Origin of the sequence: Nitratireductor alexandrii (genome assembly GCF_004000215.1) — a bacterium.
In the GTDB taxonomy this organism is placed as follows: Bacteria; Pseudomonadota; Alphaproteobacteria; order Rhizobiales; family Rhizobiaceae; genus Mangrovimarina; species Mangrovimarina alexandrii.
The window spans coordinates 184,845-208,062 of record NZ_RBVY01000002.1 but is presented as its reverse complement, the minus strand read 5'-3'; the positions used below and the strand labels follow the sequence as shown (position 1 = coordinate 208,062).

The 23,218-nt window shown below is 65.4% G+C and carries 25 protein-coding genes and 1 pseudogene; 10 read left to right on the top strand and 16 right to left on the bottom strand.

Annotation, left to right across the window (positions count from 1 at the left end; translation table 11 throughout):
- Positions 1-11: 11 nt before the first annotated feature.
- On the top strand, positions 12-773 hold the full coding sequence (locus EP380_RS04685; protein ID WP_238719732.1) for an SDR family NAD(P)-dependent oxidoreductase: 762 nt from the start codon (positions 12-14) through the stop codon (positions 771-773).
- A gap of 92 nt (positions 774-865) precedes the next feature.
- The gene (locus tag EP380_RS04680) at positions 866-1,486 is read left to right on the top strand and encodes a hypothetical protein (protein WP_127597059.1); all 621 of its coding nucleotides are present in this window, start codon (positions 866-868) and stop codon (positions 1,484-1,486) included.
- An 83-nt stretch (positions 1,487-1,569) separates the two neighbouring features.
- On the opposite strand, the gene EP380_RS04675 is transcribed toward EP380_RS04680, so the two are convergent.
- From EP380_RS04675 to EP380_RS04665, 3 genes are all read right to left on the bottom strand, one after another.
- Complete coding sequence (locus EP380_RS04675) at positions 1,570-2,214, bottom strand: hypothetical protein (RefSeq protein ID WP_127597057.1); 645 nt, start codon at positions 2,212-2,214, stop codon at positions 1,570-1,572.
- A 133-nt stretch (positions 2,215-2,347) separates the two neighbouring features.
- Positions 2,348-3,106 carry a class I SAM-dependent methyltransferase gene (locus EP380_RS04670; protein WP_127597055.1) on the bottom strand — a complete coding sequence of 253 codons (759 nt, stop codon included), beginning with the start codon at positions 3,104-3,106 and terminating at the stop codon, positions 2,348-2,350.
- Between the two features lie 217 nt (positions 3,107-3,323).
- Positions 3,324-4,328: an AraC family transcriptional regulator gene (locus EP380_RS04665; RefSeq protein WP_127597053.1), complete on the bottom strand. Its 1,005-nt coding sequence runs from the start codon at positions 4,326-4,328 to the stop codon at positions 3,324-3,326.
- Between the two features lie 195 nt (positions 4,329-4,523).
- On the opposite strand from EP380_RS04665, the gene EP380_RS04660 reads away from it, so the two are divergent.
- Together EP380_RS04660 and EP380_RS04655 are read left to right on the top strand one after the other, a co-directional pair.
- Positions 4,524-4,976, top strand: coding sequence for a cupin domain-containing protein (locus tag EP380_RS04660; RefSeq protein ID WP_106572390.1), 453 nt, complete (start codon positions 4,524-4,526; stop codon positions 4,974-4,976).
- Entirely contained in the window at positions 4,973-6,577 is a 1,605-nt protein-coding gene (locus tag EP380_RS04655; RefSeq protein WP_338036295.1) for a flavin-containing monooxygenase, read from the top strand. Before EP380_RS04660 ends, EP380_RS04655 begins: the two co-directional genes overlap by 4 nt.
- A 67-nt stretch (positions 6,578-6,644) precedes the next feature.
- Here the strand turns inward: EP380_RS04655 and EP380_RS04650 are convergent, their stop codons facing one another.
- The 6 genes and pseudogenes from EP380_RS04650 to EP380_RS04625 form a co-directional block, all read right to left on the bottom strand.
- Entirely contained in the window at positions 6,645-6,989 is a 345-nt protein-coding gene (locus EP380_RS04650; protein WP_106572392.1) for a RidA family protein, read from the bottom strand.
- Between the two features lie 60 nt (positions 6,990-7,049).
- Positions 7,050-7,868 (bottom strand): CDP-diacylglycerol--serine O-phosphatidyltransferase, encoded by an 819-nt coding sequence (gene pssA, locus EP380_RS04645; protein WP_238719731.1) that lies wholly within the window; start codon positions 7,866-7,868, stop codon positions 7,050-7,052.
- A 3-nt stretch (positions 7,869-7,871) separates the two neighbouring features.
- Positions 7,872-8,573 (bottom strand): annotated as a pseudogene (locus tag EP380_RS04640) (phosphatidylserine decarboxylase); the annotation flags it as partial.
- Positions 8,574-8,652: 79 nt separating this feature from the next.
- Positions 8,653-10,551: an ABCB family ABC transporter ATP-binding protein/permease gene (locus EP380_RS04635; RefSeq protein WP_238719730.1), complete on the bottom strand. Its 1,899-nt coding sequence runs from the start codon at positions 10,549-10,551 to the stop codon at positions 8,653-8,655.
- A 37-nt stretch (positions 10,552-10,588) separates the two neighbouring features.
- Positions 10,589-10,915 (bottom strand): ArsR/SmtB family transcription factor, encoded by a 327-nt coding sequence (locus EP380_RS04630; protein ID WP_106572394.1) that lies wholly within the window; start codon positions 10,913-10,915, stop codon positions 10,589-10,591.
- A 58-nt stretch (positions 10,916-10,973) separates the two neighbouring features.
- On the bottom strand, positions 10,974-12,746 hold the full coding sequence (locus EP380_RS04625) for a LysM peptidoglycan-binding domain-containing protein (protein ID WP_127597048.1): 1,773 nt from the start codon (positions 12,744-12,746) through the stop codon (positions 10,974-10,976).
- Positions 12,747-12,861: 115 nt separating this feature from the next.
- Between EP380_RS04625 and EP380_RS04620 the strand changes: the two genes are divergently transcribed.
- On the top strand, positions 12,862-13,470 hold the full coding sequence (locus tag EP380_RS04620) for an LOG family protein (RefSeq protein WP_106572396.1): 609 nt from the start codon (positions 12,862-12,864) through the stop codon (positions 13,468-13,470).
- A gap of 60 nt (positions 13,471-13,530) precedes the next feature.
- Here the strand turns inward: EP380_RS04620 and rarD are convergent, their stop codons facing one another.
- The 6 genes from rarD to cysS all read right to left on the bottom strand — a co-directional run bounded on the left by rarD (position 13,531) and on the right by cysS (position 19,649).
- Positions 13,531-14,436 carry an EamA family transporter RarD gene (gene rarD / locus EP380_RS04615; protein WP_106572397.1) on the bottom strand — a complete coding sequence of 302 codons (906 nt, stop codon included), beginning with the start codon at positions 14,434-14,436 and terminating at the stop codon, positions 13,531-13,533.
- Between the two features lie 76 nt (positions 14,437-14,512).
- Positions 14,513-16,129, bottom strand: coding sequence for a citramalate synthase (gene cimA / locus EP380_RS04610; RefSeq protein ID WP_127597046.1), 1,617 nt, complete (start codon positions 16,127-16,129; stop codon positions 14,513-14,515).
- A gap of 35 nt (positions 16,130-16,164) precedes the next feature.
- Entirely contained in the window at positions 16,165-17,121 is a 957-nt protein-coding gene (pip, locus tag EP380_RS04605) for a prolyl aminopeptidase (RefSeq protein ID WP_127597044.1), read from the bottom strand.
- A complete protein-coding gene (locus EP380_RS04600) occupies positions 17,118-17,588 on the bottom strand; it encodes a GFA family protein (RefSeq protein WP_106572400.1) in 471 nt (156 codons plus the stop codon). The genes pip and EP380_RS04600 overlap by 4 nt, the downstream gene beginning before the upstream one ends.
- Positions 17,585-18,076 (bottom strand): GFA family protein, encoded by a 492-nt coding sequence (locus tag EP380_RS04595; RefSeq protein WP_127597042.1) that lies wholly within the window; start codon positions 18,074-18,076, stop codon positions 17,585-17,587. The genes EP380_RS04600 and EP380_RS04595 overlap by 4 nt, the downstream gene beginning before the upstream one ends.
- A gap of 31 nt (positions 18,077-18,107) precedes the next feature.
- Positions 18,108-19,649: a cysteine--tRNA ligase gene (cysS, locus tag EP380_RS04590; protein WP_127597040.1), complete on the bottom strand. Its 1,542-nt coding sequence runs from the start codon at positions 19,647-19,649 to the stop codon at positions 18,108-18,110.
- A 136-nt stretch (positions 19,650-19,785) separates the two neighbouring features.
- Here cysS and EP380_RS23720 point away from each other — a divergent pair, with 136 nt between their 5' ends.
- Positions 19,786-20,217, top strand: coding sequence for a hypothetical protein (locus tag EP380_RS23720; RefSeq protein WP_238719729.1), 432 nt, complete (start codon positions 19,786-19,788; stop codon positions 20,215-20,217).
- Between the two features lie 31 nt (positions 20,218-20,248).
- Here EP380_RS23720 and EP380_RS04580 read toward each other — a convergent pair whose 3' ends face one another.
- Positions 20,249-21,016, bottom strand: coding sequence for an SOS response-associated peptidase (locus EP380_RS04580; protein ID WP_127597038.1), 768 nt, complete (start codon positions 21,014-21,016; stop codon positions 20,249-20,251).
- Between the two features lie 89 nt (positions 21,017-21,105).
- Here EP380_RS04580 and EP380_RS04575 point away from each other — a divergent pair, with 89 nt between their 5' ends.
- The 4 genes from EP380_RS04575 (at position 21,106) to EP380_RS04560 (ending at position 23,202) form a co-directional block, all read left to right on the top strand.
- A complete protein-coding gene (locus EP380_RS04575) occupies positions 21,106-21,564 on the top strand; it encodes an NUDIX hydrolase (protein WP_127597036.1) in 459 nt (152 codons plus the stop codon).
- A 2-nt stretch (positions 21,565-21,566) separates the two neighbouring features.
- Entirely contained in the window at positions 21,567-21,941 is a 375-nt protein-coding gene (locus EP380_RS04570; RefSeq protein WP_106572482.1) for a TIGR02301 family protein, read from the top strand.
- A gap of 129 nt (positions 21,942-22,070) precedes the next feature.
- Entirely contained in the window at positions 22,071-22,328 is a 258-nt protein-coding gene (locus EP380_RS04565) for a hypothetical protein (RefSeq protein WP_106572406.1), read from the top strand.
- A 124-nt stretch (positions 22,329-22,452) separates the two neighbouring features.
- Positions 22,453-23,202 carry a hypothetical protein gene (locus tag EP380_RS04560; protein ID WP_238719728.1) on the top strand — a complete coding sequence of 250 codons (750 nt, stop codon included), beginning with the start codon at positions 22,453-22,455 and terminating at the stop codon, positions 23,200-23,202.
- Positions 23,203-23,218 lie beyond the last annotated feature (16 nt).

Sequence of the window (23,218 nt, the reverse complement as noted above, 5' to 3'; positions counted from 1 at the left end):
GCAGCCCCGACGTGACCTCCTCCCCTGACCTTACCGGGCGCCTGGCGCTCGTCACCGGCGCCTCGCGCGGCATTGGCTATCATATCGCCAAGCAGATGGCGGCGGCCGGCGCGCACGTGATCGCGGTCGCGCGCACCGTCGGCGGCCTCGAGGAGCTCGACGACGAGATCAAGGCCGAGCATGCTCGTACCGGCAAGGGCGAGGCAACGCTGGTGCCGCTCGACCTGGCCGACATGGCCGGTATCGACCGGCTCGGCGGTGCGATCCACAAACGCTGGGGCAAGCTCGACATTCTGGTCGCCAATGCCGGCGTGCTTGGCGTCGTTGCGCCGATTGGCCATGTCGAGGCCAAGGTGTTCGAGAAGGTGATGACGCTCAACGTGACCGCGACATGGCGGCTGATCCGCTCGCTCGACCCGCTGCTGCGCGCCGCCGACGCCGGACGGGCGATCGTGCTGTCGTCGGGGGCCGCGCATTCGGCGCGCGCCTATTGGGGCCCCTACGCGGCCTCGAAGGCCGCCGTCGAGGCGCTGGCGCGTTCCTGGGCCGACGAAACCAAAAACACGCCGCTCAGGGTCAATATCGTCAATCCCGGCGTGGCGCGCACCGCCATGCGGGCACAGGCAATGCCGGGCGAGGATCCCGACACCCTGCCGCATCCGGCCGAGGTGGCTGCGCAAATCGTGCCGCTGGCCGGCCTCGACATCACCGAGACCGGAAAGATCTGGGATGTCGAACTCGGCCGTTTCACCGCCTGGCAGAAACCGCAATAGGCAGGCTCTCCTACACGCGAACGTGACTGGCGCTGCACGGGAAGCCGCCGGACACTGATCCGGGGGCGCAACACCGTGTGCGGAGGAACGCCATGAAACGCCTGGTTTTGACAGTCGCCATCTCGACATTCGCCACCCTGGCCGGCGCGCAGGCGCAGGACAACGCGATGAGTTTCTTCATCACCAGCGCCGGCCCCGGCAACGGCGCGGATCTCGGCGGGCTCGCCGGCGCGGACGCGCATTGCGCCAGCCTGGCCGCGGCGGCGGGCGCAACCGGCAAGACCTGGCGCGCCTATCTGTCGACCGACGCCGAAAACGCGCGCGATCGCATCGGCACCGGCCCTTGGTACAACGCCAAGGGCGACAAGATCGCCGACGACGTGGCCGCGCTGCATAGCGACGCCAACGCGATCAATAAGCAGACCGGGCTCGACGAAAACGGCGCCGCGATAAACGGCCGCGGCGACCAGCCCAATCGGCACGACATCCTGACCGGCTCCAACCCCGACGGTACGGCGGCGGCCGCGACCTGCGCGAACTGGACGGCCAGCGGCGACGGCCAGGCGATCGTCGGCCATCACGACCGCATGGGTTTGCGCGACGACGCGCCGTCGAAATCTTGGAATTCATCGCATCCCTCGCGCGGCTGCAGCCAGGAGGCATTGCGGAGTACGGGCGGCGACGGCCTGTTTTACTGCTTCGCGACCGACTGACCGTTTTCGGGCCTTGCACATAGCAGAGCATAAAAAGGCCCCGGATGCGCCGTCCGGGGCCTCGTCGCGGCGCTGTCTTCAAATCAGCGGCCGAGCTGCATCTGGTAGTCCCCGCCGAACCGCGTGTAGCCGTTCGAGCCATAGCGACGGTGCAGTTCCTCGCGCTTCTGCGCCTTTTCGCGCCAATATTTCATCGCCGCGTCGCGCTTGGCCTTCTGCTTGGCCCGCCAGGCAGCCAGACGGCGCTCGCCTTCGGCCTCGCGCTGGCATTGCCGGCAATTCGCCTTGTCGTGCTCGACCTCCTGCTTGACGCGGCGGGCGCGTTTGGCCGGCTTGCCGCCGAGCACCTGGCGCGTCACATCGCCGGGGGTGTAGCGCGTATCCATGCCAAACCCCTTGTCGAAAATGCACCACACGACGGTGCAGGAGAAATCGCCGACCACGCCGCCGATCACGCTCAGCCCGACCCGGCGCGGCGCGCCGCCCATCTGGATGATTTTGGCGGCATCATCAAAGCCATTGCGCTTTTTCTTCGGCTTCGACGGCTTTTTGGTTTCCTTTTTCTGCGGCGCCGCGGCGGGCTTGTCGCCGATCTCGATCGTGCTCGAATAGCTGCGATCGGGGCCACCACCGTCGCGGGCGGACGCGATGTCGGTCGCAGCCAGCGAGCCGGCCAGGATCGCGGTCGCGGTCAAGAGATGGGTCAGTTTGAAGAGTTTGGCAGACATGTCGTCCCTCCGTTTTGTGCGTTGCCAATATCGATTGGTCGTCACGACGCGGAGAAAGGTTCACGGTGCCGTCAAAAAAATGTTCGGTCTGGCCGATCCGGATGGCCGAAGCGGCTTCGACACATCGGCGCGACTAGGCGGGCCGGTAAGCTTCGAAGCTGATGCTGTCGTCGCCTTTGCGCGGTTGTCGCCCGTGCTGGTAATTGCCCGACGCCACCACGTCGACGAAACCGGCATCCCGCAAAAACAGGGAGAATTCCCCGACACCCCACCACCGCAGCTTGAACAAATCGAGTTCGCTCGCCAGCAGACGGCCGTCGCGCCAATGATCGTAGCGCAGATGGGCGAGAGTGGTCTGCGCGACACAGTCCGTTTCGACCCGTTGTTCGGTAAGCGTCAGCAGATCGCCATCCGGCGTCGTCCAGCTTCGAACCGAGCCGGCCGGTTCCAGAAAAGCACTGACCGGGTCGAGATCCAGCAGCAATTTTCCGCCCGGCACCAGATAGTCGAAAAACCGCCGTAGCACGGTTTTCGCGGACGCCGCGTCCGTGACCAGTTGAAACGACCCGGCGGGGACGATGATCGCCGAAAACGCGCTCTCGTAATGAAAATCCGCAAAAGTCTGCCTGGTCAGCCGGGCGGACAGGTTGCGCCTTCGGCATTCATCGCGGCAATAGGCCAGCATCTCGTCCGACGCATCGAAGCCCTCCATCGCAAACCCGGCTTCCAGGAGCGGAACGAAAACGCGGCCGTTCCCCACCGCGGGCTCGAGAACGGGTCCCCGGCACGGCTCAAGGCGCTGCCGGTAGTACTCCACGTCGCCGAACGAACGGCCGACCGGCTTGTCGAGATTGTAGACCCAGGACGCGAGTCTTGCGTAACGATTGTTCATGCTGCACTGACGGAATTGAACAAAGACGATGGCATCGCATGGCCGCCACGCCGGGTTCTCCGGCCGACCACCGAAGGCCCGGTAGACGATCAGGCGCGAAACCGCAAACGTGTCGGCGAGATCACCCGGCGAATATTTTCCCGTGTCGTCCGACGGTCACAGATACCGGCCGCGACCGAGCAAAAAACATCCATTTTCGAGCCAAAACCATCTATTTTTATGAAGAAGCCGCAGTCCGCCGCGTGGTTTCGCGCGGTAATTCGCCGAATTCGCGGCGATAGGCGGCGGAAAACCGGCCGAGATGGGAAAATCCCCATTTCAGCGCGATGTCGGTGACCGATACGCCATCGCCGCCTTGCTGCAGATCGAAACGCACCCGCCGCAGGCGCTCGCGCTGCAGGGCGTGCATGGGCGACAGGCCGTGGCGCGTCTTGAAGGCGAGCTGCAGCGTACGCGGCGTCACCTCGGCCGCCTCGGCGACGTCGAGGAGGGTGATGGGGCGATGGCAATTGGCGCGCAGGAATTCCTCGGCCCGGCGCAGATGGCGCGGTGTAGCGCCTTCCGGTCCGTGTTCGAGAAAGATCGACATGTTGCTCGGCTGGCCGCGCAGGAACGCCTCCAGCAAGCGCTGCTCGTTGTAGGCGGCCTGGAGGCCGGTCGCCCAGCCTGGGCCGCATTCGGCGGCCTGGAAAAGCCGCTCGGCGAGCCGGCGCCATTCGCGCATTTCGGGACGGGAGAAATCGATCTGCGGATCGAAGATGATCGGTCCGGGCAGCGCACGGTCGCACAGGCGTTCGGCGAAAGCCATGAACGGCGCCTTGCGAATCTGGACCAGCAATTGTCCGCAGCCGCGCCACCAATGCATGCGCGTCTCGAGATCGGCATTGAGGATCGAGGCCGTCTCCAGCCCGGTCAGGAACTGCTTGCGCCCGTTGCAGATGGTCGCCGCGCCGGCGATCGGCATCTGGATCAGGTAAAAACTGTCCAGCGCGCCGGGATCGATCATCACGTCGGCGCCGTAGCTGATGTAATTAAGGGAGATCATGCTGCCGGGCGCATGGTGCTGGGTGGCGTGAAAGGCGGCGCCGTCGCCGACGATCTCCAGGCGATGATTGCAGAAAATGCGCGCGACCCGTTCGCGCGCGCAGTCCAGGTCGACCGTCTCGAACAGGACGTGACCGGAAAGAGGAGGCGCGTGGCGGGAACCTTCTTCAGCCCTCATCCGAACAGTGTAGCATCGTTGGGCCACCATCCAAGTTTTCGTCGCTTCATTCGGCCGCAGCGGAGCGTTTTTTTCGTTTTTTGGATAGTCGGCTCGCAATCCGGACAGAAATCGTACGCCGGTCGTGCCTAATCTGACAACGAGAACACAGGCGTCCGGCTGAAGGCGCCTTCTCGCACACAATGGGAGAACGATATGGCTGACGACCTCGACAAGGGCATCACGCGCAACGGCACCGGCTTCAACGGCACCACCTGGAACATTCTCGGCCAGGTCTATTTTCCGAAAGCGTCGTGCGCGTCCACATTCGCCTTCGAAACCAACAGCGATCCGGGCCAGTTCGTGCCGGTCCACATCCATCCGACCCAGGACGAGTTCATTCTGGTCCAGGAAGGCGAACTCGACCTGAAACTCGACGGCGAATGGTCCAAGGCCAAGGCTGGCGATCTGGTGCGCATGCCGCGCGGCATTCCGCACGGCTATTTCAACAAGTCGGACAAGCCCGCGCGGGCGCTGTTCTGGGTGTCGCCGGCCGGCGAACTCGAAGCGCTGTTCAACCGGCTGCACGACCTGAGCGACCCGGACGAAGTCGTGAAAATCTCCGCCGAACACGCGGTCGACTTCCTTCCTCCCGAAGCCAACGACTGAACCTTACGGGCAGCAAAGGCGGCGGCCGCCGGAAACGGTCGCCCGCGGCGTGCATGGCGCGCCGCCGGCGGAGCCGTGAGCAAACGGCCGCCCAAAACCGGGGAACCACCATGGTCGAGAAGAAGAAAGTCGCCGTTATCGGCGCGGGCGTCAGCGGCTTGGCCGCGGCCAAGGCGTTCAAGGAGCGCGGGCATGCCGTCACCGTCATCGAGCGCAGCCACGCGCTGGGCGGGGTGTGGGAGCCGTCGCGTTCCTACCCAGACGTCCAGACACAAAGCCCGAAGGATCTTTACCGCTATACGGGCAAGCCGATGCCGGACCATTATCCGGAATGGCCGAAGGGACCCCAGGTCCACGCCTATCTGACCGACTACGCCCACGAGAACGGTCTGACACCGCTGATCCGCTACGAAACGCGTGTTGCAGCCATGGAGCGACGCGCCGACGGCCGCAAGGGCTGGACGCTGGCTCTGGAAGGCGCCGACGGCACGGCCGGAACGGAGACGTTCGACTTCGTCGCCGTCTGTACGGGCCAGTTTTCGGAAAAAAACATTCTGACCCACCCCGGCCAGGACGCGTTCGTGGAAGCCGGCGGGCAGGTGATGCACTCGTCAGACTATACCGATCCGGCCATGCTCAAGGGCAAGAAGGTGGTGGTGCTCGGCTTTTCCAAATCGGCCACCGACATCGCCGTCAACGCAGTCAAGTCGGGCGCGGAAGCGGTCACGATCGTCTATCTGGAGACGGTGTGGCGCGTGCCCTACTTCATCGGCGGGCTGATCAACTTCAAGCGCATTCTCTACATCCGGGCGCAGGAAAAAATGTTTCCCGGCTGGGGCCAGTCGACGATGGCCAGGCTCAATCACGCGCTCGCCAAACCGTTCGTGTGGGCCAACTGGCGGGCACTGGAAAGCCTCCTGTCGATCCAGCTCAAGCTCAAGAAAACCGGGCTGAGACCCAAGGAGCCGATCGAACGCGGCATCAACTGCTCGGTGCCGATCGTCACGCCCGGCTTTTTCGATATGGTCGCCGACGGCCGTATCCGCGCCGTGCAGGGCACGTTCGACCGTTACGAACCCGGCACGGTGGTTTTGACCGGGGGCGAGCGGGTGGCCGCCGACATGGCGATCCTCGCCGTCGGCTGGAAGCTCGGCGTGCCCTTCCTGCCGGAGGAATACCGCAAGAAGCTGGTCGAGCCCGACGGCCAGTACCGGCTCTATCGCATCATCGCCAATCCGGATCTGCCGGATATGGGGTTTGTCGGGTTCAACTCCTCCTTCTGTACAGTGCTTTGCGCCGAACTCGCCGCCAACTGGCTGGTGCGCTATGCCGACGGCATGCTCGCCCATCAGCCGAGCGCCGAGGAGATGAACCGCAATATCGACATGATGCTTCAATGGAAGCGCACGGAACGGCCGGCGGCCGGTGTCTATGGCGGCCTGTGCGTGGCCCCCTATCACTTCAAGCATTTCGACGAATTGCTGGCGGACATGGGCGCGCGCAAGAAGAAGCGCAATCCGGTGGCCGAAAACCTGGCCCCGCCGAACGCCGACGCCTATGCGCGCTATCTGGCCTCGACGCCGCAATATCGCGCGGCCTGAAACGTCGAAGGGCGGCCGCTGGGCCGCCCTTGCTGGTATTGGCTGAACGCCAGGCCGATGGCCCGGTTCAGAGCGCGGCGATGACGATCACCTCGACCAGGTGCTGCGCGGTCGCAAGCCGTGCCTCTCCGGTGGCGCGCGCCGGCGGGTTCTCGGGATCGACCCAGGCATCCCAGACCTCGTTCATGGCGGCGAAATCGCGCATGTCGGACATCCAGATCGTCGCCTGGAGGATCTTCGACTTGTCGGATCCGGCCGCGGCCAGATGACGCTCGACGGCGGCGAGCGCATCCCTGGTCTGGTCGGCGACGCTCTTGCCCGGGGTTCCGACCTGGCCGGCCAGATAGACGGTGTTACCGTGGATGACGGCCTGGCTCATGCGCTTGCCGGGCTCGAGACGACGAATGGACATTGCAAAACTCCTTGTTGCTTGCGGGGAGAAAACGGTGCGACGCGGCAAAGTGCGTCCGTGTCAGGCGGGTTCCGTGGCCCGCTCGCGCGCTTCGCGGCGCCGGTAGAAGTGCCAGCTCAGCGGAATGAAGGCGAGATAGGCGATGGCGGTCACGCTCATCGTATGCCAGGGATAATTGATCAAAAGCAGCACGTAGGACACGATCGCCAGGATCAGCGGCATGACCACGTCACCGCGGACGCGGCCGACATTCTTGCCCGACCAGACCGGCACGCGGCTGACCAGAAGACAGGCGACCAGCAGCGTGAAGACGCTGGAAAGACCGGCAAAGACGGCGCCGTGCTCGACACCGAGAAAGCTGAGATAGGCCGGCAGGAGCACCAGCATGGCGCCCGCCGGCGCGGGCACACCGACGAAATAGCCGGCCCGCCAGCCCGAGGCGCGGTTGGGATCGTGGTCCATGACATTGAAGCGCGCCAGCCTGAGGCCGCAGGCGATCGCAAACAGGAGCGCTGCGATCCAACCCGGCGCGCCGGCGCCGTCCAACAGGAATGCATAGAGCACCAAGGCGGGCGCGACGCCGAAATTGACGATGTCGGCAAGCGAATCCATTTCCGCGCCGAATTTCGAGGTCGCCTTGAGGGCACGCGCCACGCGGCCGTCGACGCCGTCGAGGAAAGCGGCCAGAAGCACCATCGCCACTGCCAGTTCGATGCGCTGTTCAAAGGCAAGGCGGATTCCGGTCAGACCGGCGCAAATCGCAAGCACGGTAACCAGATTGGGCACCACCATGCGCAACGGGATCTCGCGGATGCCCGGCCCGCGCGGATCGGGCGTCTTGTGCCCGCTCCCATCGTGCGATTTGCCGGTAAACGGCACCGGTCAGGACACCCTGACCAGCGGCGCGACGCGCGGCGCCCCGAATTCGGCGATGACCGTCTCGCCGGCGATCGCCGTCTGGCCGATCGCCACGCGCGCCACCGCGCCCTCCGGCAGGAATACGTCGACCCTGGAGCCGAAGCGAATCAGGCCGATGCGTTCACCGACTGCGGTGTCGGTGCCCTCCTCGACCCAGCAAACGATACGGCGCGCGATCAGGCCGGCGATCTGCACAGTGGCCACGCTGCCGTGGGGGCTTTCGATGACGAGCCCGTTGCGCTCGTTTTCCTGGCTCGCCTTGTCGAGCTCGGCATTCAGGAACTTGCCGGCCCGGTGCTCGATGCGCGACAGCCGCCCGCGTACCGGCGCCCGGTTCACGTGGCAGGAAAAAACGTTCATGAATACGGAGATGCGCAGCATCTCGCCGGCGCCCAGGCCAAGCTCGCGCGGCGGAACGGCCGGCCCGACGGCCGAAACAATACCGTCGGCCGGGCTGATGGCCAGACGGTCGTCGACCGGGGTGACGCGCTCGGGATCGCGGAAGAAATAGGCGCACCAGGCCGTCAGAATGGCGCCGATCCAGAACAGGCTGGTGGAAAACACGCCGAGAACGATCGCCGCGCCGGCGAAGGCGCCGATGAACGGCCAGCCCTCGCGATGCACGGGCACGAATGCGTTGCGGATCGATTGCTGCAGGCTCATCGCCGTCGACTGGCTCCGGTTTCGTCAGAGCCGGAGGCTTAACCGAAACACCCGTCGCCCGCAACGCGGCGCGTGAGACGCGTCAATCGCGGACGGGATCGATTTCCGGCGTGCGGCGGCGCACCACGACACCCATCTCGTCGGTCTCGCGGGCGCGGCGCAAACGCTCCTCGGCCTCCGTCGCTTCGCGCTGGCGGTCCCACATCGCCGCGTAGAGCCCGCCGGCATCAAGCAGGGCGCGGTGGGTGCCGCGCTCAGCGATCAGGCCGTCCTTGAGGACGATAATCTCGTCGGCGCCGATCACTGTCGACAGGCGATGGGCGATCACCAATGTGGTACGACCCTGGCTGACCAGATCGAGCGCCGCCTGGATTTCCTGCTCGGTATGGGTGTCGAGCGCCGACGTCGCTTCGTCGAGGATCAGGATCGGCGGTGCCTTCAAAATCGTGCGGGCAATGGCGACGCGCTGTTTTTCGCCGCCGGACAGTTTTAGGCCGCGCTCGCCGACCATGGCCTTGTAGCCACCCGGCAATTGCTCGATGAAACCGGAAATTTGCGCCAGTTCGGCCGCCTTGCGCACTTCCTCGTCGGTGGCATCGATGCGGCCGTAGCGAATATTATAGGCGATGGTGTCGTTGAACAGCACCGTGTCCTGCGGCACCATGCCGATCGCGGCCCTGAGGCTCTTTTGGGTAACGTCGCGCACATCCTGGCCATCGACGGTGATGCGGCCCTCCTGGATGTCGTAGAAGCGGAACAGGAGCCGCGAGATAGTCGACTTTCCCGCACCCGACGGGCCGACGATGGCCACCGTCTTGCCCGGCGGCACCTCGAAACTGATGCCCTTGAGGATCGGCCGGCTTGCGTCGTAGGAAAACCGCACGTCCTCGAAGCGGATCGCGCCCTGCCCTGCAGCGAGGTCGTGCGCGCCGGGCCGGTCACTGATTTCCTGCGGCACGTCGAGCAAGTCGAACATCTGCTCGATGTCGGTCAGCCCCTGGCGGATCTCGCGATAGATGAAACCGATGAAATTGAGCGGCACGGAAAGCTGCATCAGCATGGCGTTGACGAACACGAAATCGCCGATCGTGTGCGTGCCGGCGATCACTTCGCGCGCCGACATCACCATGATGACGGTCATGCCGACGCCGAAAATGGCACCTTGGCCGAAATTCAGCCAGCCGAGCGAGGTCCAGGTCTTGGTGGCCGCACTTTCGTAGCGCGCCATCGAGCGATCGAAACGGCGCGCCTCCATGGCCTCGTTGTTGAAATATTTGACGGTCTCGAAATTCAGCAGCGAATCGACCGCCTTGGTGTTGGCGTCGGTGTCGGAGTCGTTCATCTCCTTGCGGATGGCGATCCGCCAGTCGCTGGCGCGCACCGTGAACCAGGTATAGGCCCACACGGTGGCGGCGATGACGGCGACATAGGCAAGGCCGTAGACGAAGGCAAACACCACCGCCACCAGAGCGAATTCCAGGATCGTCGGCACCGTGTTCAGGATGGTGAAGCGCACGATCGTCTCGATGCCCTTGACGCCACGCTCGATAACGCGCGACAGGCCGCCGGTGCGGCGCTCCAGATGAAAACGCAGCGACAAGGCGTGCAGATGCACGAAGGTCTTGTAGGCGAGCTGGCGCACGGCATGCTGACCGACCCTGGCAAACAGGGCGTCGCGGAGCTGGTTGAAGCCCCATTGCACCAGCCGCACGACATTGTAGGCGACGACCAGCATCACCGGCGCGAGCAGAAACGCCGGCAGATAAGAAGGCTCGCCCCCGTCGCCGGCGAGCGCGTCGGTGGCCCATTTGAAGAAGAACGGCACCATCAGCAGCACGAGCTTGGCCGCGACCAGGAAAAAGCTCGCCCACACCACACGCATTTTCAGGTCGGCGCGGTCGGCCGGCCACATGTAGGGCCACAGATTGCGCAGGGTCTTCAGCGTGGCGCCGGAATCGGCGGAAACGGTTTTGTCGGCCAATCAAGGCTCCCTGGATGGAATTGCGACCGCGCCGGGTTCAGGCACAGCACGAGGACAGAAAGGTCGACATCCGCCCCTCGAGGCGCGCCAGCGCGTCCCGATCGACCATGTAGCGCGAGCGACGGTTTTCCGGGACGTACCGCACCAGACCGGCATCGACCAGCACTTTGAGATGCTGCGAGACGGTCGACTGCGCCAGATCGAACGCATCGACGATCTCGCGGCAACAGCAGGCTTCCCGACAGGCCAGATGACACAGAATGCGCAGCCGCGCCGGGTGCGCCAGCGCCGCGAAGCCGGCGGCGAGTTCAGGCAGATCGCGCTGCACGCGGGCCGGGGCGCCGGGAATGTCGAGATTATTCATCGTATATCGACGATAAACGATGAATTCATCCGGCGCAAGGTTCTGACCGACCGCGTCGCTATTCGACGGCGGTCGTCGCTCCGCCGCTAGCCTCGATCGTGGTCATCTGGTCCTCGAGCGCCTGCATGTCGGCTTCTTCACCGTCATCCGACGTATCCGGAACGCGGAACACCTGCCCCGGCCAGATACGGTCGGGATCTTCGATCTGGTCCTCATTGGCGAGATAGATCGTGGAATAACGCACGCCGCGACCATAGACCCGCCGCGATATCCGCCAAAGCGTGTCGCCGCGGCGGATAATCACCGCACTCTGTACCGATTGCAGCTTCGGCGCCAGCACCTCCTCGACCGCGGGCGCTGCCGGTTCGGTGTGCGCCGCAACGACTGCCTCGCCGGCGTCGCCGTCCTGGTCCGCCGCGGTTTCGCCGTTGGCTGCGGGCGCCACGGTTTCGGCCGTCGCCTGCGGCCGCTGCGCCGGCGCATCGTCAGGCTCGTCGACGACGGGCGCCTCTTCGGCACGTGCCGTCTCGGCGGGGTTCTCGGCCTCGGACGGCAAAGGCGCCACGGCGGCCACGGCCTCGCCCGGTTCGCGCTGGAACGGCACGGCGGCGCGGGCCACGACCTTGCGGCCCCCATCATCGAGCAGATCGGCGCGCACGATATAGTCGCCGACCGGCAGATCGCGCTCGGTCTCGATCAGGAAACGGCCGGAGGCCGACACTTCCGTCTCGCCGAGCAGGATGGCGTTGGCATAGACCCTGACGATCAGACCGGGCGCGCCCGTGCCGGCCACGAAGACCTGACGCCCCTCGATCTCGACGGCCTCGACCCGCACCTGCGGCGCAGCCTTGTCGGCGGTTTTTTCGGCGGGCGCGGGCTTCTCGTCGGCTGGCAGTGCCACCGCCGCCTCGGCGGGGTCCGCGGCTTCAACGTCCTCGGCCATCTCGGACGCGCGATCGGCTGCCGCCACCGCGACCGGCTCCTCCGCCGCGGCATCAGGCCTGTCGGCGGTGGCCGGCGGATCGGCGGGCTCGGTACCATCGTTTTCGGCCGGCGTCTCGTCCGCCTGCGTCGCCGCACGCTCATTTTGGGCATCCGCGTCGGCCGGCGCGTCGGTCCGCACCTCCGGCGCCGGCTGCTCGGACGCGATTTCCTCCTCCGCCCGCGTCGGGTCCTGAACAGGGGGGTCGGGCGCGACGAGATCGGTCGCCTTCCCCCCTTCCGTTGCGTCCTCGGTCGCCGTACCCTCGGGCACGGTGATCAGCTTGCTCGGCTTGCCCGGCTCCTCCACCAGCGCCAGAACCTGCCCTGATTCGGTCTCCGGAATCGCGACCACCGCGGTTTCGACGGAGGTGGCGACGACATTGTCGGGTGTCGTGGAGCGCAGCACGATCTGGTAGTTCCCCGGCTCGAGCGGATCGTCGAGGATGACGGCGAAGTCGCCCTCCAGGCTCGCGGTCGCCTTGGCGATCACCCGCGATCCGGCGATGATCTCGACCGAAGCCTCCGGCGCGGCCTTGCCGGCAAAAACGACGGACCCGTCCGGCTCGACACGAACCAGATCGAAACTCGGCGGCAAAATATCTTTGTTTTCAGGAGTTTGCGCCTCACCCTCAACGACCAGACCGGCCGAGGGCGCATCCTTGGCGGGCCCATTCCGGTTTGCGGTGCGGTCGGCCTTTGCAGCCGCGCCATCATCCGGCAGGGCCGCGACCATAGCCGGCGGCTCCTTCAAGAAACCGTCGAACGCGCCGCTAATATAGGCGGTCGACACGGCAGCGGCGGAGACACCGGTCAGAAACAGAAGCGCCTTGAGCGGCGAAATCACCATCTTGAGTGCGGTCCTTTGCCGATTAGGGACGATTTATCCTGTTTTCCGCGGTGCGACAAGAAAAACGGCATGCGGCACTTGACCCGCGAAGCCCGGGGGATCACCAATCGCGACCATGAAAAGCATTCATTCGATCTGCGTTTATTGTGGTTCATCTGCAGGCAGCTCCGCCCGCTATGTCGAGGCCGGGGCGGCGCTCGGCGGAGCGATCGGCGCGGCCGGCCTGCGCCTCGTCTATGGCGGCGGCGCCAAGGGCGTGATGGGCGCGGTCGCGTCCGGCGCGATGGGCGCCGGCGGCAAGGTGACCGGCATCATCCCGCGCTTCCTGATGAACAAGGAGGCCACCGAAGACGCCCTTGCCCAGCTCGACGAACTCGTCACCACCGAGGACATGCACCAGCGCAAGCATATCATGTTCGAAAAATCCGACGCTTTCGTGGCGCTGCCCGGCGGCATCGGCACGCTGGAGGAAATCGTCGAGATCATGACCTGGGCCCAGCTCGGGCGCCATTCCAAACCGATCGTGTTTGCCAATCTGGACGGCTTCTGGGATCCGATGCTGGCGCTGCTCGACCATATGCGCGCCGAAGGTTTCGTCCATACGGGCGACCGCGTGCGGCCGCTGGTTATCGACCGGGTCGACGACATCGTCCCGACACTGGTCGCCGAAACGTCGGCAGGCCAGGACGCGCGCGGCGACCGCCAGGTGATCAACCGACTCTAGCGTTTCAGCCCCGTCCGGGAAGGCTTGTAGCCGGAGGCGGCGTCAAGCCGGGCGCGTTCCCTATGCCGGCGTGCCGCGATCGCGGTACATCGACCAGCTGTAGAGCGCCAGCGCGATCCAGATCAGGCCGAAGGCCAGCAGACGGGTTTCGCCGAAGGGTTCGCCAAACACGAACACGGCGAGCAGGAAGATCATGCTCGGGGCGATATATTGCATGATGCCGATGGTCGACAGCCGCAACAGTTTGGCACCGAAACCGTACAGCATCAGCGGCCCGGCCGTGACCACCCCGCAGCCGACGAGCAACAGCATGTCGGCCGGCGCCGTCAGCACGAAATGCCCCTCGCCGCGCATGGCCAGCCAGGCGATATAGGCGAGCGCGGGCAGACACAGCACCATCACTTCGAGGAAAAAACCCTGGCTCGGCCCGATGGGCAGCGTCTTGCGGAAAAAGCCGTAGACGGCGAAGGAGAAGGCCAACACCAGCGATACCCACGGCAGGCCGCCGGCTCTGACCGTCAACAACGCGACGGCGGCCGCGGCGAGCGCGATGGCGACCATCTGCAGGCGCGACAGCCGCTCCTTCAAGAACACCGCTCCCATCAGCACGCTGACCAGCGGATTGATGTAGTAGCCGAGCGAGGCCTCGACCGTGCGTTCGGCCGCGATCGCCCAGACATAGACGCCCCAATTGACCGAGATCAGGGCGGCGGTGAGCGTGGCCATGGCGAGCGTGCGCGGCGAGCGCAGGGCGGCCTTCACATCGGCGGTTCGGCCGAGCAGGATCAGCACCATGCCGGCGAGCGGCACCGACCAGAGGACACGGTGGGCGAGCACCTCGACAGCCGGAACATGGCCCACCAGCTTGAGGTAGAGCGGCAGAAGCCCCCACAGGAAATAGGCGCTGAAGGCAAAGGCAAAACCGCGCGCGGCGGCGTTTTCGGCCGGAGCCGTGTCGACTGTCATATTGGTGCTATGCGCCCTGACCCCACGCGCGGTCAACGGCATGTCCGCATGGATCAGCGGTGAAACCGCTTCTGGCCTACTGTGCCGCGGCCAGGGTTTGCGCTTCGCGATTCTTGATCAGCTTGTAGACGATCGAATCCATCAGTGCCTGGAAAGAGGCGTCGATGATGTTGTCGGACACACCCACCGTCCACCAGCGCGCGCCGGCGCCGTCATGCGATTCGATCAGCACGCGGGTCACCGCTTCCGTGCCGCCGTTGAGGATGCGCACCTTGTAGTCGACCAATTCCATGTCGGCGATCTCGTTCTGGAAAATGCCGAGATCCTTGCGCAGCGCGATGTCGAGCGCGTTGACCGGCCCATGCCCCTCGGCCACCGAGAGCTTGGTTTCGCCATCGACCGTCACGCGCACGATTGCCTCCGACACGGTCTTCAACTGGCCGTTGGCGTCGAAACGGCGTTCGACCATGCAGCGGAAGGAATCGACCGCGAAAAAATCCGGCACCCGGCCGAGCGTACGCCGCGCCAGAAGCTCGAAACTGGCGTCCGCGCCTTCATAGGCATAGCCCGACGCCTCCCGCTCCTTGACCAGCGCGATCAACGTGTCGAGACGCGGATCGTCCTTTGCGACCGCGATGCCGCGGCGCTTCAGCTCGGCGATGAAATTCGCCTTGCCACCCTGGTCGGAAACCATGACGCGCCGCGCATTGCCGACGGCCTCCGGCGGCACGTGTTCATAGGTCTGCGGCTCCTTCAACAGCGCCGAGGCATGGATGCCGGCCTTGGTGGCAAAGGCCGACGCGCCGACATAAGGGGCCTGCGGCTCCGGCGCGCGGTTGAGCAATTCGTCGAAGGCGTGGCTGAGACGCGAAATGCCGGAGAGCGCTTCGGTCGACAGGCCGGTCTCGAAGCGGTCGGCGTAGACCGGCTTGAGCATCAGCGTCGGGATCAGCGAGACCAGATTGGCGTTGCCGCAGCGCTCGCCGATACCGTTCAGCGTCCCCTGCACCTGGCGCACGCCGGCCTCGATCGCGGCCAGCGAATTGGCCACCGCCTGCCCGGTATCGTCATGGGCATGAATGCCCAGCCGATCGCCGGGGATGCCGGCGGCGATCACGCTTTCGACGATCCCGCGAATTTCGGCCGGCTGAGTGCCACCATTGGTGTCGCACAACACCACCCAGCGCGCACCGGCCTCGTGGGCCGCCCGGACGCAGGCGAGCGCATAGTCGGGATTGGCCTTGTAACCGTCGAAGAAATGCTCGCAATCAAGCATCGGCTCTTTGCCGGCGGCGACCGCCGCGGCGACCGAGGCACGGATCGATTCGAGATTTTCCTCGTTGGTGCAGCCAAGCGCGACGCGCACGTGGTAGTCCCAGCTCTTGGCGACGAAACAGACCGCGTCGGAGGCCGAGGCGATCAGCGCCGCCAGCCCCGGATCGTTGGAGGCGGAGACGCCGGCCCGCTTGGTCATGCCGAAGGCGACGAAGGCCGAGCGGACCGTACGCTTTTCGGCAAAAAACGCCGTATCGGTCGGGTTGGCGCCCGGATAGCCGCCTTCGACATAGTCGATGCCGAAATCATCCAGAAGCGCGGCGATGGCGATCTTGTCCTCGACCGAAAAGTCGATGCCGGGCGTCTGCTGGCCGTCCCGGAGCGTGGTGTCGAAGAGATAGATGCGCTGTTTTGTCATATCAGATGTCCGAAACAGGGCCGCGTGGCGCGGCGTCATGGTCTGTCCGCAAAACTGTCGGTGGCGCGGATAAGACGGTCGAGAATGCCGGGTTCGGAGAAGGCATGGCCGGCGCCCTCCACCAGATGGAATTCGGCCCGCGGCCAGGCCTTGTGCAAGGCCCAGGCGTTTTTGGCCGGACAGGGCATGTCGTAGCGGCCGTGGACGATGACGCCGGGAATGTCGGCGAGCCGGCCGGCGTCGCGCAGCAACTGTCCCTCGTCGAGCCAGCCGCCATGAACGAAATAGTGGTTCTCGATACGGGCGAAAGCGAGCGCGAAATCGTCCTCGCCGAACTTGCCGCTGGTGGCGGGTTCGGGCAGGAGCGTGATTGTCTCGCCTTCCCACAGGCTCCAGGCCTTGGCCGCCTCGATCCGTGCGGCCCGGTCGGCGCCGGTCAGGCGCCTGCGATAGGCGCCCATCATGTCGTCCCGCTCGGCCTGCGGGATCGGGGCGACGAACCGCTCCCACTTGTCGGGAAACATTTCCGACACGCCGAACTGATAATACCAGGAAAGCTCGGCCTGGGTCAGCAGGTAGATGCCGCGCAGAACCAGTTCAGAAACACGCCCGGGGTGGGCCTGGGCATAGGCGAGCGCCAGGGTGGAGCCCCAGGAACCGCCGAAGACCTGCCATTTTTCGACCCCAACCATCGCGCGCAACCGTTCGATGTCGGCGACCAGGTGCCAGGTGGTGTTGGCCTCGAGCGAGGCGTGCGGGGTCGAGCGACCGCAGCCGCGCTGGTCGAACAACAGCACGTCGTAGCGGGCCGGATCGAACAGGCGCCGATGCGCCGGCGCGATGCCGCCGCCCGGCCCGCCATGCAGGAAGACGGCCGGTTTGGCACCCTTTGTGCCGGCGCGTTCCCAATAGATGACATGGCCGTCGCCGACATCGAGCCGTCCGGTTTCGAACGGTTCGATCTCGGGATAAAGCATGCGCAACGCGGTCATGACGAACCTTCCGGCGGCCAGGTTTCGGTGTCGCGGTCGGGATGCTGGTGGCTTTCGACCGAAGCCATGAATGCCTCGGCGGCCGGGCTTTCGCCGGCGACCCGCCACGGCAAGCCGTGAAGCGTTTCGACGAAGGCCAGCTTGTCGGCCGGGTTGAACTGGACAACGGGTGCGGCCAGCGTGGGATCGTCGAGCGCACCGATGGCGATCTCGACGCCGCCATCATATTCATAACTCAGCGGCGTGCCGCATTTTTGGCAGAAGCCGCGCCGGACCAGATTGGAACTTGCGAACCGCGCCGGGGCGGCACGTGTCCATTCGAGCCCCAGCGCCGTCACCAGCGGCCCGTAAAAGCCGCCGAACGCCTTCTGGCACATGCGGCAATGACACAAGGAAGCGCGACCGAGACCGCCGGCGCGAAACCGCACCGCGCCGCACTGGCAACCGCCGGTAATGGGATCGCTCATCGCTCGTCCTCCGGCGGCCAGGTTTCGGTGTCGTGGTCGGGATGCTGGAAGGAGTCGATTTCGTGCAGGAACGTGCCGGCTGCTTCATCCTCCAGCGTCGTGCGGCCGGGCAGGTCGCGCAGGGCGTCCACGTAAGGCAGCTTGGCCTCCACGCCCCACTGCACGACGGGCGCGATCTCTTCAGGCTGGTCGAAGGCGGCGATGGCGAGCGCCACGCCGTCCGGCGCCTCGTAGGTGAGCGGCGTGCCGCATTTTTCGCAAAAGCCGCGCCGCACGTGATTGGACGAACGAAACCGGTTCGGTTCGGCACGGGTCCATTCGAGCCGGGCGGCGCGCACGGACACCAGCGGCAGGAAAAAATTGCCGCTCGCCTTCTGGCACATGCGGCAATGGCACACCGACGCCTCGCCGAGCGCGCCCTCGACGCGAAAGCGCACCGCGCCGCACTGGCAGCCGCCGGCATAGACCGGCTTGTTGTCGAGGCTCATCGCGTGCCTCCTCCACGCCTCAACGCCGCCCTCACCGCTTCACCTCCCAGGTGGTAACGCGCTCGCCGGTCTCGGGGTCCTTGCCGTCCTTCAACTGAATGCCTTGAGCCGCCAGTTCCTCGCGGATGCGGTCGGCCTCGGCCCAGTTTTTGTCGCGGATCAAGGCGAGGCGCTCGGTGACCCGGTTTTCGACTTCCTGACGGGTTAACCCAACCAGGCCGGCCATCAATTCTTGTCGCAACTCAACACTGTCAGCTTTGGCGACTTCAAAATCTCGTCCCTCGTCCGCCAAGCCCAACCATACCAACGTTGCAGCCAAATCGTTCTGGGAGTCGGCTGGCGAGGCGTTTGCTGGAGACCGTGCCCATTTCGAAAGTTCATCTAGGGCCTGTTTGGCCGTCCAGAAATCGAGATCCTCTTTAAGCGCGCTCACCACCGGGCCATGCACGCTGCCCTTTGAGGGAATGCCTCGACTTATCTCCGGGCCCAACCAACCAGTCAGCAAGAAGCCAGCCTCTTCCAGCCTGCGCACGGAAAAATCGATCGGCTCGCGGTAATGGGTCATCAGCATGGCGAGCCGCAAGACCGCGCCGGGCCATTTGCGGCCGCCGAATTTATCGGTGTGCAGCAGATCGTGGATGGTGACGAAATTGCCCTCCGACTTCGACATCTTGCGGCCCTCGACCTGCAGAAAGCCGTTATGCATCCAGTAGCGCGCCATCGCCTGGGTGCCGTGGGCACAGCGCGACTGGGCGATCTCGTTCTCGTGATGCGGGAAGATCAGGTCAAGCCCGCCACCGTGAATGTCGAAGACCTCGCCGAGATAGGCCGCCGACATCGCCGAGCACTCGATGTGCCAGCCGGGCCTGCCGCGAATGGTCGTGCGCGCGCCGTCGATGACGAAGGTCGCGTCCCAGCCGGGCTCGTCGCTGGACGACTGTTTCCACAACACGAAATCGGCCGGGGTCTTCTTATGGGCCTCGACCGCCACGCGCGCGCCGGCCTGCTGGTCCTCCAGCCTGCGCCGCGAGAGGCGGCCATAATCGGGCATGGAGGCGGTATCGAACAGGATTTCGCCTTTCGCCGCATAGGCATGGCCGCGTTCGATGAGCGTTTGAATCAGGCCGACCATGTCGGTCTTGCCGTCGTCGCGCGGCAGTACGAATTCGGTCGCGCGCGGCTCGAAATCAGGCTCGAGGCAGCCGAGCGCCTTGACGTCCTCGTGAAACTGGTCGGCCGTCTTTTGCGTCACCTTGCCGATCGCCTGGTTGAGGCTCAGACGGCCGGCGCCGATCTCCGCGCCGAAATCGCGCAACGCGCGCGCGTTGATCTTGTCGTCGACGTCGGTGATGTTGCGCACATAGGTGACGTGATCGGCGCCGTAGAGATGGCGCAGCAGCCGGTAAAGCACGTCGAAGACGATGACGGGGCGGGCATTGCCGATATGGGCGAAATCGTAGACCGTCGGCCCGCAGACATAAAGGCGCACATTGTCCGGATCGAGGGGGATGAAATCCTCCTTCTCCCGGCTCAGCGTGTTGTAGAGGCGTAGTCCGCGAAAGGCCTCAGACATGCGTTTTTCCTTCACCACCGGCCGCCGGAACCGGCCGGCCGCTACCCGAAATCCGTCGCCCGCCGACTGGCCGGGGCGTTTTTCTCAACCGTGAAGAGGAACGAAAACGACCGGGCCAGCGGGGCGCTAGCCACAAATGCAGATGCCGATAATGGCGCCAAGCGTTTTCATGGCCGGCTTTATCGCCCCCGCGACGCCCACCGTCAAGACGAATTGGCGCGCCGCCGACGCCGGACATGTTGTCGGAACGCAACAGTGGGCCCGCAAGAAACCCTCCGTTAAGCGGAATCACCGCACCCTGGGAAACAGAGCGGCAACTGCCACGTTTCGGTCGCAATCGAGACCCAAGTGGCGGCCGTTCAGCGGTTGCCGCGAACGAGAACGAGACAGGTTCAAAAACGCCATGCCACGCACCACGATCGAAGCCGAACGCGAACGCCAGCGCGCCGAGGATCAAGCACTCACCAGCAAGTATCGCGCCATCGGCCCGGCGGCCGTTCTGGCGGCCCTGATCTGCCTGAAGGCGAAAGAGAACAACGGCGTTTCGGCCACCGGCCGGACGGCTTAGCCACGCGCCACCGCGCCTTGCGCGGACGCCGTCAAAACAGGTCGAGTTGGGCTCCCGCGGCCTGAGCGGGCGAAGCGGGCGCCTCGCCAAGGCCGGTTGCGGGCGCAAGCGCGACCGGTTCCAGGATATCCGCGCCGGCATTGGCGACCTTGTTGACCTTGTCGGAAATCGGGATCGCCTCGAAGAAGCCGGGCTCGACCGGGCTCAGAAGATCGGCGACATCGGCCGGGCCGTTTCTGCGGCAGTCGAGCCAGCGCGAAAAATGCTCAGGGCGGATCACCACCGGCATACGGTGGTGGATATCGGCGATCTTAGCGTTCGCGGCCGTGGTCAGGATCGCCGCCGTGTCGAGTTCCGATCCGCCGGGATCGAGATAGGTTTCCATCAGCCCGCCAAAGGCGACCAGCCCGCCCTCGCGCGGCCGCACGAAATAAGGCTGCGCCTTTGCCTTGTCCCGGCGCTTCCATTCGAAAAAGCCGGAGGCCGGGATCAACGCCCGGCGATGGCGCATGGCGGCCTTAAAGGTGTTTTTTTCCGCCGCGGTCTCCGAGCGCGCATTGATGAGCAGCGGCAGGTCCGTCGGGTTCTTGGCCCACGCAGGAATGAACCCCCAGCGCACAAGCAGCGCCTGCCTGTCGGGCAGGTTCGAACCCGGCTGGCGCGGCGGGCCGGCGAGCGCGACCAGGATCGGCTGGGTCGGGGCGATGTTGTAGCGCGGCGGGAAATCCTCGCCGCCGGCCACGCCCAAAAACGTCTCGACCTCGTCGAGCGTCGCCGTCAATGCAAACCGTCCACACATGGCGACAGGGTCGCCGCCGGCGGTGCCCGCGTCAAGCCGGCGCCGGCACAGATTGCGCAGCGGCGCGCGGACGGCTACCTGTTGCGGCCATGAGACAGGTTGAAGCGCCCATACTGGCCGTGTCGGTCGCGCTCAGGCGCGGCGACCGGCTGTTGCTGGTGCGGCGCGCGCGCGCGCCGTCGAAGGGCGTCTATGCCTTTCCCGGCGGCCGGGTGGAGGCCGGCGAGACGCTCGAGGAAGCCGCGCGGCGCGAACTGAGGGAAGAAACCGGGCTTTCGGCGGGTGCGCTCGTCGTGCACCAGGTCGTCGACCTGCCGGCGGCCAGCGACCACCCATCGACATTCCGACTGACGGTGTTTGCGGCCGATTATGCCGGCGGCGAGGCGGTCGCGGCCGACGATGCCGAAACGGTCGGCTGGTATTCGCTCTGCGAGGCGCGCGCGCTTGCCATGCCGCCGTCGATGCGCAGCGCCGTCGACGCCATGCTGGCGGGAACCGGCGTGGCGGCCGGTCTTGCTGGTGACAAAATCAGCGGCCAGGATCGATGACCATGCGCGTGACAACCGCCCTTCTCTACGCCGTTCTGGCGCTTTCGACACTGACGGCCATACCGGCGCGCGCCGTCGACGCGCCGTATGAAGAGCGACTGTTGCGGCTCGCCGAGGTGCTGGGTTCGCTGCATTATCTGCGCAATCTGTGCGGAGAGACGGGCAATTTGTGGCGCGAGCAGATGGAGGCGCTGCTGGCGAGCGAAAATCCATCCGCGGACAAGCGGGCCCGCTTCGTCGCGCGCTTCAATCGCGGCTACCGTTCCTTCGCCGAGACGCATGTGACCTGCACCGAATCGACCATGGCGGCGATCGAGCGCTACATGAAGGAGGGCGAGGCGTTGTCGCGCGATACCGCGGCAATGTTCGGCAATTAAGGCTCCGTTAACTTTTTCCGCAAGCGCGGCGTGCAAGCCGTTCCGCATATGCTAAAAGATTAACGGGACATTAAGGGACGACGGCCGGCGGAGCCGATTCGGCGCACCGCTGAAAGGGTGGAATGCTACATGGAACACGGCAGCGGCGAGATTGACGCGCTGATTCGCGAAGAAAAGCGCCTGACCGCGATCGAAAGTCAGACGGAAGCCTGGGCCGAGGGCCTTTCGGCCGGAATCGAGCCGGAGATCATCGCCGAGGCGGCGCTGACCACGGCATTTGAGGAATTGCTGCGATCCTGCAACGAGGATGTCGCGCTCGGACTGATCGAAAAGATTCGCGAAAAAGTGGTCAGCGGCGAATTCGAACATTCCCGCTCCTGCCACTGACGCCTCGTCCGGGACAAGGACCAAGCCAGGCGATCCAGACCGCATGCTGAGCGCATCGACAGGACGATCACGGGCCGGACCGAAAAGGCGATGGGCGCTGGCGCTGCTTCTGGCGGCCGCGGGCATGAGCCTTGCGACATCGAAAGCCGAGGCCGGCGCGACCGCAGTCACGGTCGGCGCAAAGGTGGCGCTCAGCGAACTCAAACGCAACGAGATGCCGGACCCGGCGCCCGAGGATGCGGGCGACGAGGCCGGGCCCGCCGACCAGCCGGTCGAAACCGTTCCCCTGCCCGACCCGATCGAGCGCTTTCCATTGCCCGACACGCCCGCGGACACGGTGGAGACACCGCAACCGGAGGTTCCGGGCGAGGATGACGGCACCGAGGCTGCCGCTGACGACCAGGCGCTTCCGGAGATCCTCTACGATCTCGACCGGCTGCCCGAACCGGTACGGCGCATGCACGGGCTGATCATGTCGGCCTGCCGCAGCGGCGACCTGGAGGCGTTGAGGCCGCTGATCGGTCCGGGCCCGAAGGGCACCCAGCTTTCCTTCGGCGCCGTCGAGGGCGATCCGATCGATTTTTTGCGCCAGGCGTCGGGCGATGCCGACGGCCAGGAAATCCTCGCCATTCTGCTCGAAGTTCTGGATGCCGGCTACGTCCATCTCGATGCCGGCACGCCGAACGAGATCTATGTCTGGCCCTACTTCTTCTCGATGCCGCTCGACGCGCTGACGCCACCGCAGCGGGTGGAACTGTTCGAGCTCGTCACCGCCGGCGACTACGAGGACATGAAGAATTTCGGTGGCTATAATTTCTATCGCGTCGGCATCACCCCGGAGGGCCGCTGGGTGTTTTTCGTGGCCGGCGACTGAGCCCTTGCGCCTTGCA

Coding starts and splice junctions, on each gene's coding strand:
- pip (WP_127597044.1), bottom strand. CDS start 17,121: ATGACCGCGTTGCGCATGCTTTATCCCGAGATCGAACCGTTCGAAACC.
- cimA (WP_127597046.1), bottom strand. CDS start 16,129: ATGACAAAACAGCGCATCTATCTCTTCGACACCACGCTCCGGGACGGC.
- rarD (WP_106572397.1), bottom strand. CDS start 14,436: ATGACAGTCGACACGGCTCCGGCCGAAAACGCCGCCGCGCGCGGTTTT.
- EP380_RS04595 (WP_127597042.1), bottom strand. CDS start 18,076: ATGAGCCTCGACAACAAGCCGGTCTATGCCGGCGGCTGCCAGTGCGGC.
- EP380_RS04570 (WP_106572482.1), top strand. CDS start 21,567: ATGCGCGTGACAACCGCCCTTCTCTACGCCGTTCTGGCGCTTTCGACA.
- EP380_RS04620 (WP_106572396.1), top strand. CDS start 12,862: ATGAAAAGCATTCATTCGATCTGCGTTTATTGTGGTTCATCTGCAGGC.
- EP380_RS04665 (WP_127597053.1), bottom strand. CDS start 4,328: ATGAGGGCTGAAGAAGGTTCCCGCCACGCGCCTCCTCTTTCCGGTCAC.
- EP380_RS04670 (WP_127597055.1), bottom strand. CDS start 3,106: ATGAACAATCGTTACGCAAGACTCGCGTCCTGGGTCTACAATCTCGAC.
- EP380_RS04675 (WP_127597057.1), bottom strand. CDS start 2,214: ATGTCTGCCAAACTCTTCAAACTGACCCATCTCTTGACCGCGACCGCG.
- cysS (WP_127597040.1), bottom strand. CDS start 19,649: ATGTCTGAGGCCTTTCGCGGACTACGCCTCTACAACACGCTGAGCCGG.
- EP380_RS04660 (WP_106572390.1), top strand. CDS start 4,524: ATGGCTGACGACCTCGACAAGGGCATCACGCGCAACGGCACCGGCTTC.
- EP380_RS04680 (WP_127597059.1), top strand. CDS start 866: ATGAAACGCCTGGTTTTGACAGTCGCCATCTCGACATTCGCCACCCTG.
- EP380_RS04600 (WP_106572400.1), bottom strand. CDS start 17,588: ATGAGCGATCCCATTACCGGCGGTTGCCAGTGCGGCGCGGTGCGGTTT.
- EP380_RS23720 (WP_238719729.1), top strand. CDS start 19,786: ATGCAGATGCCGATAATGGCGCCAAGCGTTTTCATGGCCGGCTTTATC.
- EP380_RS04565 (WP_106572406.1), top strand. CDS start 22,071: ATGGAACACGGCAGCGGCGAGATTGACGCGCTGATTCGCGAAGAAAAG.
- EP380_RS04575 (WP_127597036.1), top strand. CDS start 21,106: ATGAGACAGGTTGAAGCGCCCATACTGGCCGTGTCGGTCGCGCTCAGG.
- EP380_RS04630 (WP_106572394.1), bottom strand. CDS start 10,915: ATGAATAATCTCGACATTCCCGGCGCCCCGGCCCGCGTGCAGCGCGAT.
- EP380_RS04625 (WP_127597048.1), bottom strand. CDS start 12,746: ATGGTGATTTCGCCGCTCAAGGCGCTTCTGTTTCTGACCGGTGTCTCC.
- EP380_RS04580 (WP_127597038.1), bottom strand. CDS start 21,016: ATGTGTGGACGGTTTGCATTGACGGCGACGCTCGACGAGGTCGAGACG.
- EP380_RS04560 (WP_238719728.1), top strand. CDS start 22,453: ATGAGCCTTGCGACATCGAAAGCCGAGGCCGGCGCGACCGCAGTCACG.
- EP380_RS04650 (WP_106572392.1), bottom strand. CDS start 6,989: ATGTCCATTCGTCGTCTCGAGCCCGGCAAGCGCATGAGCCAGGCCGTC.